This is a genomic window from Peribacillus sp. NPDC096622 (assembly GCF_044762665.1).
Classification (GTDB): Bacteria; Bacillota; Bacilli; order Bacillales; family DSM-1321; genus Peribacillus; species Peribacillus frigoritolerans_B.
Genome location: NZ_JBIWES010000004.1, coordinates 123,822 through 135,829, shown reverse-complemented (window position 1 = coordinate 135,829; position 12,008 = coordinate 123,822). Strand labels below are relative to the sequence as shown.

At 39.3% G+C, this 12,008-nt stretch carries 12 protein-coding genes; 9 read left to right on the top strand and 3 right to left on the bottom strand.

Features of this window, described 5'->3' with window-relative positions; all coding sequences use genetic code 11:
• Positions 1–15: 15 nt before the first annotated feature.
• The 3 genes from ACIQYG_RS09555 to ACIQYG_RS09545 all read right to left on the bottom strand — a co-directional run bounded on the left by ACIQYG_RS09555 (position 16) and on the right by ACIQYG_RS09545 (position 2,800).
• Entirely contained in the window at positions 16–615 is a 600-nt protein-coding gene (locus tag ACIQYG_RS09555) for an exonuclease domain-containing protein (RefSeq protein ID WP_402837418.1), read from the bottom strand.
• A gap of 170 nt (positions 616–785) precedes the next feature.
• Positions 786–1,667: a helix-turn-helix domain-containing protein gene (locus tag ACIQYG_RS09550; protein WP_402837416.1), complete on the bottom strand. Its 882-nt coding sequence runs from the start codon at positions 1,665–1,667 to the stop codon at positions 786–788.
• 506 nt (positions 1,668–2,173) lie between these two features.
• On the bottom strand, positions 2,174–2,800 hold the full coding sequence (locus ACIQYG_RS09545) for a CAP domain-containing protein (protein WP_402837414.1): 627 nt from the start codon (positions 2,798–2,800) through the stop codon (positions 2,174–2,176).
• Positions 2,801–3,221: 421 nt separating this feature from the next.
• Between ACIQYG_RS09545 and ACIQYG_RS09540 the strand changes: the two genes are divergently transcribed.
• From ACIQYG_RS09540 to ACIQYG_RS09500, 9 genes are all read left to right on the top strand, one after another.
• Complete coding sequence (locus ACIQYG_RS09540) at positions 3,222–3,563, top strand: FAD-dependent oxidoreductase (RefSeq protein WP_402837893.1); 342 nt, start codon at positions 3,222–3,224, stop codon at positions 3,561–3,563.
• Positions 3,564–3,581: 18 nt separating this feature from the next.
• Entirely contained in the window at positions 3,582–3,833 is a 252-nt protein-coding gene (locus ACIQYG_RS09535; RefSeq protein WP_402837412.1) for an NAD(P)/FAD-dependent oxidoreductase, read from the top strand.
• Between the two features lie 571 nt (positions 3,834–4,404).
• Positions 4,405–4,983: a GNAT family N-acetyltransferase gene (locus ACIQYG_RS09530; protein ID WP_402837410.1), complete on the top strand. Its 579-nt coding sequence runs from the start codon at positions 4,405–4,407 to the stop codon at positions 4,981–4,983.
• Positions 4,984–5,136: 153 nt separating this feature from the next.
• Positions 5,137–5,571 (top strand): DMT family transporter, encoded by a 435-nt coding sequence (locus ACIQYG_RS09525; RefSeq protein ID WP_402837408.1) that lies wholly within the window; start codon positions 5,137–5,139, stop codon positions 5,569–5,571.
• Positions 5,572–6,275: 704 nt separating this feature from the next.
• Positions 6,276–7,910, top strand: a complete 1,635-nt coding sequence (locus ACIQYG_RS09520; protein ID WP_402837406.1) for a peptide ABC transporter substrate-binding protein — start codon at positions 6,276–6,278, stop codon at positions 7,908–7,910.
• Positions 7,911–8,043: 133 nt separating this feature from the next.
• Positions 8,044–8,973, top strand: a complete 930-nt coding sequence (locus tag ACIQYG_RS09515) for an ABC transporter permease (protein ID WP_402837404.1) — start codon at positions 8,044–8,046, stop codon at positions 8,971–8,973.
• Entirely contained in the window at positions 8,973–9,902 is a 930-nt protein-coding gene (locus ACIQYG_RS09510) for an ABC transporter permease (protein WP_076369602.1), read from the top strand. Before ACIQYG_RS09515 ends, ACIQYG_RS09510 begins: the two co-directional genes overlap by 1 nt.
• Positions 9,903–9,958: 56 nt before the next feature.
• The gene (locus ACIQYG_RS09505) at positions 9,959–10,972 is read left to right on the top strand and encodes an ABC transporter ATP-binding protein (RefSeq protein ID WP_402837891.1); all 1,014 of its coding nucleotides are present in this window, start codon (positions 9,959–9,961) and stop codon (positions 10,970–10,972) included.
• Between the two features lie 13 nt (positions 10,973–10,985).
• Positions 10,986–11,978 (top strand): ABC transporter ATP-binding protein, encoded by a 993-nt coding sequence (locus ACIQYG_RS09500; RefSeq protein WP_402837401.1) that lies wholly within the window; start codon positions 10,986–10,988, stop codon positions 11,976–11,978.
• The last annotated feature ends 30 nt before the right edge of the window (positions 11,979–12,008 follow it).

Genomic DNA, 12,008 nt, shown 5'->3' with positions numbered 1-12,008 from the left:
TAATTATTTAAACGGCTATACTCTTGTCTTTTGAGAAGCAGGGGCATATTTTTTCATTGGATTTTTTGCAATGACTTCCTTTAAATAAGGAAGGCCAGAAGGTCCTGGTTTTCTCATAAGTTCCATTAGGTAAGATATATCGTCCATAGCCCTGTGTGTTTGAAAATTGGTGATATTATGTGCCTGCAGTAATGTTAAGAGTTTACTATTCTCAAATCCATATTGCTTCCAAGGTACATTCCGCATCGTACAGAACCACTTTTGATCATTGATTTCCGGATACATTTGGTAGAGAAAACTTCTATCGAAAGATGCATTATGTGCGAAAATCGAATCGGTACGGGCAATGAAGGATTTAATTTTTTCATCGTGAAAACTTTTTCCTTCTACGGCGCTGTATGGAATTCCGTGAATTCTGTATGCTTGATCATAATTCCTTCTTGCTCCATATGAGAGAGGCTCCCTTAAAAATGATTCTTGATCGATAAAATTAATGATTTCCCCTGTTTCACTGCTGTATGTAAATAGTATAAGGGCAAGCTCGATAATTTCATCTGAAGAGGGACGTAAACCCGTTGTTTCTACGTCAAGCACTAAACCTAATCTATTAGACAATTTTTTTTCCTCCAGTTGGGTTACATTCTTCTATTATAGCTGACATAGAATGGCTATTGAAAGTATAATGATCGTTTTAATGATTTGAAATTGATTGAAGGTAAGGGTGAACTAACGACACTAAAAAAAGATAGAGATTCCTTTTTTAAAGGAATTTCTATCTTTCATGTTCATATGCAGTGCATAATGCTTTCCAATTCTTGTTCGGCAATTTGTACGAATTCTTCGTTTTTTTGAAGACTGAAAATGTTCTTCGATTGCTTTATATAGTGCAGTCCTTCTTCAGGTTGTTGCAGTTGTACCAGATTCCTACCAGTTAAGAGATGGAGTTCCGCATATAAATATAATGATTCTATCGAATTACAGATGTTGATTCCTTTAAGAGTATAATTTAATGATTCCTGATAAAAATGAAGTTCAGTCAATGTTTGTGCTAATCCATGAATGATCTTCACGATAATGGTACCTTCTTGATTCACATGGGGAATATTCTCGATAAATTCCAGTGCTTCATTGAAGATGGTGATGGCCTCTTCATAATTCTTCGTTTTAAAATGGATGATCCCGATACTATTTAAAACTTCTATTTCCTGTTGATGAAGTATGACCCGTTTACCCATGGTAATCTGAATGGCCTCATTCAATAATTCTATAGCCTTTTGTTTGTCATTGTACAAATAAAAAAAAGAGATACCTTCATGCCATTTTAAGAATTGATAAAATGATATCGATTTTTCCGGTGCAGTTGCCATTTCTTTTTGGACGATTTCATAAATTGCTTCATAATTGCGTGTCCGTTTGTATTTGTTAATCAAAAGTTTAATGATTTCTATGTAATTATAAATCGGTTCATTTTTGGTAGTGAAGAAATACGGCAGGTCAACTTTAAGTTTATCCGCAAAAAGTGCCAATTCATCAATGGTTGGAGAAGTGATGCTTCTTTCATAATCTGACAGGGCATTAGGTTCACATATATCCTTAGCCAGTTCTTCTCTTGTAAGATTTTGTTTTATTCGTAATTCGTTGATAACAGAGCCAACCTCTATTTTCATCCAATTGCCCCTTTGTACCTATGTCTAGAATTCTATTTTAACATAATTTAATTTTTATCAGTAAGATTATTGAAAGATAGTATGATATAACTACTTTACGTGTATTCCTTGGGTTCCATCCAACTAAGTAATAATCAAGAACGTTTTCTTATTGAAGCGATCAAACTAAAATGACGTCTTTTCGATATAAAGTGAGGAAGGTATATAATCACGGATAATAGCAATCATTAGACTTGGAATATAAGAATGAATAAAAAGAGGCGGCAATCTGCCGCCTCTCAGACTTTAGACAAATTGGATGAAAATGAAGCTAGTCTAAAGTTTTTTATTTTAAAAAAGTTGCAGTGGTTTCAGAAATCCACTCCCTTTCCGCCGACTGTCTGCCAGGCCTCCTTGACGCAAGCGTCTATGGTGTCTCGGCTAGGCAGTTATCCGGCAGGAGTGTCGCAAATTTCTTCAATCTAATGAGGTTCATCAGAGGCGGCAATTTGCCGTCTCTAACGTTTTTAATTTCCAATGAAATGCTGGGTCCAATAGTGGGCGTATTTCCCTCCTGTTACATGCCCTATTCCAATATGCGTATAGTTCTTGTTAAGGATATTGGCCTTATGTCCGGGGCTGTTCATCCATGATTTCATGACGGCATCCGCACTAGGTTGACCTGCTGCGATATTTTCCCCTGCGTAATTGTAACTGACCCCAAAGGATTTCATCATTTCGAAAGGCGATCCATAACTGGGGCTTGTATGATTGAAATAATTATTATCCCGCATATCCTCAGATTTTAGAATTGCTACGTTGGATACGGCTGCATCCATTTTAAGTGAAGGAAGGCCCGATTTTGCCCGTTCTTCGTTCACTAAACTAAGGACCTGTTGTTCAACAGATTGACTTTCTTCGCGATTAACCGTGGTATTGGATGCGGGAAGATTTATGGTTTGTCCAATTCGAATTTGATTTGCATCGTTTATAGCGGAGTTCAATTTAAGTAGTTCGTCAATGCTGACATCATATTCAGAAGCGATTTTCGTTAAGGTATCTCCTTTTGCCACCTCGTAAGTATTGGCTCCCAAGGCAACTTTTGGAGATAAAAGGGATAGCGTCAGTGCTGATAAAAGGATGATTTTCTTCATTTTGATTCCTCCTAGTAGAATATCTGGATTGGAAGTATAGTATCCTATAAAAATAGTTTTGTGTAAAATTAGCTCATTCTCATTTTTTATCTGAATAGGAAAAAGGTATCGTAGGAGAACATATACTATACGGGTCCATATAACTTGGCAGTTTATATGGTAACTCAAAATCATAGGGCTTTTTGATAAATTGGAAGGAGGATTCACTGAAAAAAAAGAATCATTTTACGTTTGCGGGCCATGTTTGTCAGGGTAAATAATAAGTACATCAAAACGATATAGTTATATGAAACTAAAAATGATGGGAATAATAAATTATCTCAAGGGTGGAGCTGTATGGATTTAAAGGCTGGGGAAGTGTTTTGGAAAGATACATTTGAAGCTAAAAAATATCCAATGTTGGAAGAGGATCTTTCATGTGATGTTTGTAGTAGGGAGTGGTTCATCGGGGGCACACTGTGCCTATTTTTTGGAAGAGACTGGCCTGAATGTCGTCCTGATCGATAAACGGGATATAAGTGAAGGGAGTACGGTTGCGAATACTGGACTTTTACAGTATTCAAATGATAAAACATTAACTTCCCTCATTCATAGTTTTGGAGAAGAAGCTGGGACACGGCATGTTCAGCTTTGTTTGGACGCCATTCGGACACTTTTAGAACGAGGTTGTTCCAAATTTGATTTTAAAAAATTAGAAAAAGCTTATACTATGCATCCAATAAGAAGGATGTTTCTAAGCTTAAAGAAGAATATAGTAATCTAAAATCCCGCAATTTCCCTGTTGAATAATATACTGAATATTAACCGGAAACTTTCGTTTCCAAAAGCAGGAGCGCGGGTTACAGGTAATGTTGCTGAAATCAATCCTTATAAACATGCACACTTATTGATTGAAAAGGCTGTTTTGAAAGGCGTACGTATCTATACAAATACGAAAATCAATGGAAAGATATTAAAAGAGAATCAAACCCAGCTATTTACCGAAACCGGTCATACGGTACATGCACAGGCGGTCATCTTCGCAACTGGGTAAGAAGCCCAAGAAGAAGTGGAGGATAAAAATGCAGTGATTCTCAGTTCATATGCCATCGCAACGAATCAAATGGGCGATGAAGCTAAATGGCATGATAATATGATGATTCTCTGAAACGGCACGGCCTTATTTATATGCAAGAAAAACTCCTGAGAATCAAATTAACATAGGCGGTCTTGATGAATTAACTGGTAATCTAGATAAAAGGGATTCAATGATTTTGAATTATAGAAGCAGCCTGTCAATTTGTCTCCAGAATTAGAAAATCGGGTCTGTGCTGATTATTATTGGGGAGCTTTTTTTGGTGAGACCCATGATGGTTTACCGACAATAGGAATGTATCCGAACCATCCTAATTCTATTTCTTATTAGGTTATGGCGGGAGTAGGGACGGTTTACAGTGTCATCCTTTCCCAAATCATCAGGATTTGATTACAAAAGGAGGAAATGAGGACTCGGCATTTTATCATAAGGAAAGGAATTTTTCAAAAAGTATTATAAATTAAGACAGGTATCTCTACTTCATAAATAGAATAGAGTAGACAGCTGAATATACCGGGGGGATTCTTCGATGTGGTTTAAGGAATTGGAGACTGAAAGGCTGCGTTTAGTCGAAATAGGCCACCATCATGCTGAGAGTCTGTTTGAAATTCTCTCTAAAGATGAAGTGACCAAATATGATGGGATAGAAAGTTTAACTTTAGTTGAAGATGCCCGCCGCTTAATCGACTCGTTTAAAAGTGCTTATATAAACAAACGTGGGATGCGGTGGGGAGTCATTTTAAAGGATTCAGGCAAATTCATCGGTACTGTTGGCCTGCATCAATTGAGCCTTGCGAACAAACGCACCGAAATAGGATATGAAATCCATCCTGAATATTGGAGGAATCATTTTACGTCGGAAGCTGTCAACGAAGTATTGCGCTATTGCTTTGAAGAATTGAGACTGAACAGAATCGCAGCTTTAACTTTCAAGGATAATATTCCATCCAGAAACCTTTTGAAGAAATTTGGATTCAAAGAGGAAGGCAGTCTCCGAAGTTATCTATTTCTTCGCGAACAGTCGCATGATGCGCTGGTATTTTCCTTGTTGAGTACAGAGTATTGCCAGTTACGACATCAAAGTGTTCAGGGATCATATAGATTGTAGTTTGGTATATAACATTGCAGCTGGCGGATAGTGCCAGTTTTTTTATTTGCAGATGATTTTATATCAGTAAAGGACAATATACATAATTTTCATGTTAAAATGATATGCGAATTCATTAATCGTCCGGATGGACATAAAAAGGAGAAAATCATAGTGAAGATATTATTTCCGTTGCTTGCGGTCCTGGGCGGAATCACCATAGCCATACAAGGACAAATCAATGGTGGGTTAGGGAAAAAAGTGGGGGTTATTGAAGCTTCTTTCATTTCGTTTGGAATCGGGACACTTGCTTTATTATTTATTGTTTTGTTTGCGGGGAATGGAAATATTTCCGCTGTCGCGTCTGTACCTAAATGGCAATTGATCGGTGGACTGTTAGGGGCTATTTATGTCATTGTGATAGTATTGGTCGTCCCTCAGATTGGTGTGGCACCGGCTTTGGTCGGGGTTATAGCAGGCCAGATATTAATTGGGGCAGTCATTGACCATTTCGGTTTATTTGGAGGGATACGCATCCCATTGGATGCCAAAAAGGTGGCCGGAATTTGTTTGCTTTTCGTGTCATTATATTTATTTAATCATAAATGAGGAAGGGTCATTTTTCATTGGATTTGACGCGTTCAAAAAGATGAGAAACCGGAATATCTCTATTCCTATATAGTTAATATCCATTATTCGGCAGTTGATTAAATAGAACTCTATATTTTATTGAGGTAATGCATTATCCTACTAAAATATATAATTGAAACAGGGATGGTTTCTAGGATAGTTGTCTTAGTAACCAACCTGACATGAATTATTAGAATATTTAGAAATAAATAGACGAGAGAACCTATATGAATAGTGATATAGAAGTGTTTGGAAAAATCACTGGAAGTCGGAAGTCCTTTTTACATAAAATGAGTGATCATTTCTTTTTACCTAGCATCTAGATCTAATTGATTAGCAATTAATTACTATATTGTGAAAAAGTACTCATCGGTTTATTGATTTTTTGATTTATTCGTAATATACTTAAAATTCAACATCTTTAATTCGAGGTATAGTATCCTTAGCGAGGTTGAAATGAAGGTGACTTTTAACTAGTAAACTGCATTAATTGCTTTTTTTAGGTAGAAATTCAGATTTATGCAAACGGTTCGCTAATTGTTTTGGGTGAATTCCTGCAATGAATGCTTCTAACTTTCCTCGCTGACATTATATGTACTATGCGGAAGATTAATAGGTGTTAGAAGGATAATCTCTTAAATGGGAATATTCTAAGAAAGATCAAAGATGAGGGGGAATATTTTTTGAAAAAGTCTAAATTTTCAGTGCTTGCTATTCTTATGGCCATCATGCTAATGCTTGCGGCATGCAACGGCGGTTCGAAGGAAACTTCGAATGAAAAAGAAGGCGGCTCGGGTGACTCATCCGGATCAAAAGTATTAAACGTAAACAATTCAAGTGAACCTGGTTCGCTTCACCCTGCCAATGCTCAAGGAACTCATGAATCATGGATCCTTGAACACACGTTCGAGGGACTGACAAAGAAAACGGAAGAAGGCAAAATCGTACCTGGTTCTGCAGAATCATGGGAAATCAGTGAAGATGGATTGACTTGGACATTCAAATTGAAAGATGGTTTGAAATGGTCAAATGGAGATCCGCTTACAGCCAATGACTTCGAATATGCTTGGAAATATGCTTTGAAACCGGAAACAGCTGCTGATTATGCTTACCAACTTTATTACCTTAAAGGCGGGGAAGCATACAACAGTAAGAAAGGGAAGGAAGAGGACGTGGGCGTAAAAGCGACAGACGAACATACGCTGGTGGTTACTTTGGAACAGCCTACACCATATTTCCTTGACTTGACTTCTTTCTATACTTTCTATCCAATCAATAAAAAGGTACAGGAAGAAAATCCAAAATGGGCTTTGGATGCAAAAACACACGTATCGAACGGTCCGTTCAAATTAACGGAGTGGAAACATAAAGAAAGCCTGAAAATCGAAAAGAATGAAAATTACTACGATAAAGATAAAATCAAATTGGACGCGGTTAACTTTGCTCTAATTGAAGATGAAAATACAGCATGGCAAATGTATCAGAGTGGCGAATTGGATATCGCTTATCCGCTGCCAGTGGACGTCCAAGGTCAATTGGTTAATTCAGGAGACAAAGAATTCAAAAATGGCGCAGAACTTGCCGTTTACTATTACAACTTTAATACGGAAGTAAAACCTTTCAACAATGCAAAAGTTAGGAAAGCGCTTTCGATGGCTATCGAACGTAAAAAAATTACCGAAAATGTTGCTCAAGGCGGTCAAAAGCCTGCCTATGGAGTAATCCCGCCGGGCATTCCTGATGCAACTGGAGATTTCCAGGAAAATACAGGTAACCTATTTGAAGAAAACTTTGCCGAAGCCAAGAAATTGTTAAAAGAAGGTCTTGCTGAAGAAGGCATGAAAGAATTACCTGAGTTTTCAATTTTGTATAACACTTTAGATACTCATAAGAAAATTGCTGAAGCTGTTCAAGGAATGTGGCGCGATAACCTGGGTGTTGAAGTGACACTTGAAAATGCAGAATTCCAGGTTAAGCTTGATCGTGAAAAAGCTGGCGACTTTGAAATTTCCCGTGCAGGATGGGTTGGTGACTATGTTGACCCAATGACTTTCATGCTTTGGGAAACGGACGGTGCCTATAATGATGCAAATTGGTCTAACAAAGAATATGATGGTTTATTAAAACAGGCAAAATCCACAATGGATCCAAAAGAACGCATGGCTGCTTTACATAAAGCAGAAGAAGTTCTTATCGAAGAAATGCCGATCCTTCCGATTTACTTCTATACAAAACCATATATGGTTAAATCGAATGTTACTGGAGTTTTTGCTCCAATTAACGCATATCCGAACTTTATTTACGCGGATAAAAAGTAAGGGAAGGATAAAAGTGAAATGGGAGGTATGTCCGATTAAGGACATACCCCATTTTTCAATTGCGAATTTGAATATTTCATGAATTCATTTCCGTTTTCAACTTCTTAGAAAATCGATGATTGGGGTGATTACCATGTTGAGATATACATTAAACCGTTTTAAATGGGCGATTATTACTTTATGGGCTGTTATTACATTAACGTTCATCATAATGCATACGATTCCGGGAAATCCATTTGCGAAAGAAGGAGCCATGCCTCCTGCTGTATATGAAAACCTTCAAGTCCACTATGGGTTGGACAAGCCGTTGTTGACCCAATATGGGAATTATTTATTGGAAGTCGTTCAATTTGATTTTGGTCCTTCATTGAAATCCTCATCCATTTCCGTGAATGATTATATTTTGAAGGGATTTCCTGTGTCCTTGCACTTAGGGGCACAAGCACTGGTGATTGCCATCTTCTTTGGGCTGATATTGGGTGTCGTGGCTTCACTGAAAAGAAATAAATGGCCCGACTATTTATCAATGGTCATTGCCATCGTTGGGATTTCCGTTCCTAACTTTATCCTGGCGACTATTTTAATCAATTATTTTGCGATTCAATGGAATATATTCCCTGTTGCTACATGGGCGACATGGCAGCATACCATTTTACCATCCATTGCCCTTTCGATGATGCCGCTTGCTTTCATCGCGAGATTGATGCGGACAAGCATGCTGGAAGTAATGGGGCAGGATTACATTTTGACAGCGAAGGCCAAAGGATTGAAACGGAGCGGTGTCATAATCAAACATGCGATTCGGAATGCGTTATTGCCGATTATCACGATTCTGGGCATCCTTACGGCTAATATCGTGACAGGAAGCTTCATCATTGAACGTATTTTTGGTATTCCGGGCATGGGAGATATGTTCGTAAAGGGAATATCCAACAGAGACTACCCGGTCATTCTTGGTTCCACAATTGTGTATAGTGCGGTGCTTATCCTATTGATATTCATAGTTGATATAGCCTATACGTTGATTGATCCTAGAATAAAAGTGACGGGGGAGAAGAAATAATGGCAGATAAAGTGCATTTAACCGAAGATATGTTCCAACCCGCTGAAGGCAACTTTAAGGAAGCCGAAAAAATAGCCAGACCTACTGTTTCATATTGGTCTGACGTCTGGCGTCGTTTTAAAGAAAATAAGCTGGCGATGACGGGATTCATTCTTATAATCCTCTTGGTCTTGATGGCGATTTTTGGTCCGTATATTAACGGATATACTTATTATGGACAAGATTTCGAGAAAAAGAATCTTAGCCCAAATAGCGAGCATTGGTTTGGAACGGATTCATCAGGAAGGGATCTATTTACGCGAGCTTGGTATGGTGCGAGAATATCCTTGTTCATTGGATTGATGGCAGCACTGATCGACTTTTTAATAGGGGTCCTTTATGGCGGGATTTCAGCCATTCGCGGTGGACGCACGGATAATATCATGATGCGGTTTGCTGAGGTAATCTATGCGATCCCATACTTATTGATGGTTATCTTGATGATGGTCGTATTAAAGCCTGGTATTCTGCCGATCATCATTGCGATGTCGATTACGGGGTGGATTCCAATGGCGCGACTGGTACGGGGACAGGTTTTACAGCTGAAAGAGAATGAATATATCCATGCTGCAACAATCTCTGGAGCCAATACGAGCTGGACTTTAAGAAAACACATGATTCCAAATACAATGGGGCCGATCCTTGTCAATTTAACATTGACTGTACCCACTGCTATTTTTGCCGAAGCTACACTTAGCTTTTTGGGGTTGGGAGTGCCGGCGCCTCAGGCAAGTTGGGGAACATTGACAAGTGATGCCCTGGGAAGCATTCTGGTAGGGAACTTCTACCAACTTTTAATCCCTGCAATATTGATTTCCTTAACGATGTTCGCGTTCAATGTGGCGGGTGACGGATTGCAGGATGCCCTAGATCCAAAACTAAGGAAATAAATGAGTCCTAACATCTAACATAAAGATTTGAAATTACTAGAATAGGAGGGACGATGATGGAGAATCTTTTAGAAGTCAACGATTTACAAATCACCTTCCATACTTATGCAGGAAAAGTGCAAGCGGTTCGCGGTGTGAACTTTGAAGTGAAAAAAGGGGAAGCCGTTGCCATTGTTGGGGAGTCCGGATGCGGCAAAAGTGTTACAGCGAAATCTATCATGAGATTATTGGAAACACCTCCAGCAGAGTATGGAAAAGGGTCGATAAATTTTGGCGGTAAAAACCTTCTTAAAATGAGTGAAACGGAAATGCAGAAGATTCGCGGAAATGAAATCAGCATGATTTTCCAGGATCCGATGACTTCGCTCAATCCGACAACGAAAATCGGCAGCCAGATCATGGAAGGTATTTTAAAGCATAATAAAAACATGTCCCGAAATGATGCATACGAACGGGCGTTGGAAACGCTCAAACTGGTAGGTATTCCTCAGCCGGAAAAAAGGATGCAGCAATATCCGCATGAGTTTTCAGGTGGGATGCGCCAAAGGGCGATGATAGCTATGGCCCTTGCTTGTGAACCGAAATTGCTGATTGCCGATGAACCTACAACAGCATTGGATGTAACGATACAAGCGCAAATTTTGGAACTGATGAAAGATATCCAACGAAGAATGGATACTTCCATCATTTTGATCACTCATGATTTAGGTGTGGTTGCGGAAACTTGTGAACGGGTAGTCGTCATGTATGCAGGCAAGGTCGTGGAAACGGGTACGGTAGAAGCTATATTTTCAAACCCGCAGCATCCATATACAAGAGGTCTGCTTAAAACGGTGCCAAGGCTGGATATGGAAAAAACGGCTCCATTGGTTCCGATTATCGGATCACCACCGGATTTATTGGATCCGCCAAAAGGATGCCCATTTTATCCAAGATGTGAGTCAGCAATGAAAGTGTGTAAAGACCATGATCCAGAGCTGGAAGTAGTGGAAGAAGGTCAGACAGCCGCATGCTGGCTGAACCACCCAATGGCAAAGGCAGCACAGGTACAAGAACCTACTAATGTATAAAGGAGGAGAACCAATGGTTTCACTGAAAAATAAGGCCGTAAAAGTAAAGACAGACAACGAAAATTCTCCTCTTGTTGAAATAAAGAATCTGAAGAAGCATTTTCCTATTGGTTCTCAATCGCTGAAAGCGGTAGATGGTTTGGATCTCAAAATCTACCCAGGGGAAACTGTCGGTCTTGTAGGGGAAAGCGGTTGCGGTAAGTCGACTGCAGGTCGTACGATCACTCGGCTTTATGAACCGACAAATGGAGAAGTCCTCTTTCAGGGGAAAAATATTTTCGATTACAAACCCGGGGAAATGTCACATATCCGCCGTGAAATACAAATGATTTTCCAAGATCCCTACGCATCCTTGAACCCAAGGATGAAGGTGGAGGAATTGATTGGGGAACCACTTGCCATTCATGGGATATCAAAAGGTAAAGAGCGAAGAAAACGGGTGGAAGACCTGTTAAAGCTCGTTGGTTTAAGTCCGGAACATATCACTCGTTTTCCGCATGAATTCAGTGGTGGACAACGCCAGCGTATTGGAATTGCAAGGGCGTTGGCATTAAATCCTAAATTCATCGTTTGTGATGAACCAATCTCTGCCTTGGATGTTTCGATACAGGCCCAAGTGGTCAACTTATTAAAAGAGCTGCAAAAAGAAATGGGATTGACTTATTTGTTCATCGCGCATGATTTATCGATGGTCAAGTATATTTCAGACCGCATTTTAGTCATGTACCTTGGGAAAATGATGGAACTTTCGGATAGTGATTCTTTAACGAAAGATCCGCTACACCCATACACACAGGCCTTGCTATCCGCAGTGCCGATACCAGACCCGACTATTAAACGGGAAAGAATCGTACTTAAAGGCGATGTACCAAGTCCGATCAATCCGCCGAGCGGTTGTGTATTCCGGACTCGCTGCCCTAAAGCGATGGAGATATGCTCCAGTGCTGTACCTGAATGGAAAGAACAAAAACCAGGGCATTTCGTTGCTTGTCATTTATATTGGTAAACAAAAAAACCAGTTGCATATGCGACTGGT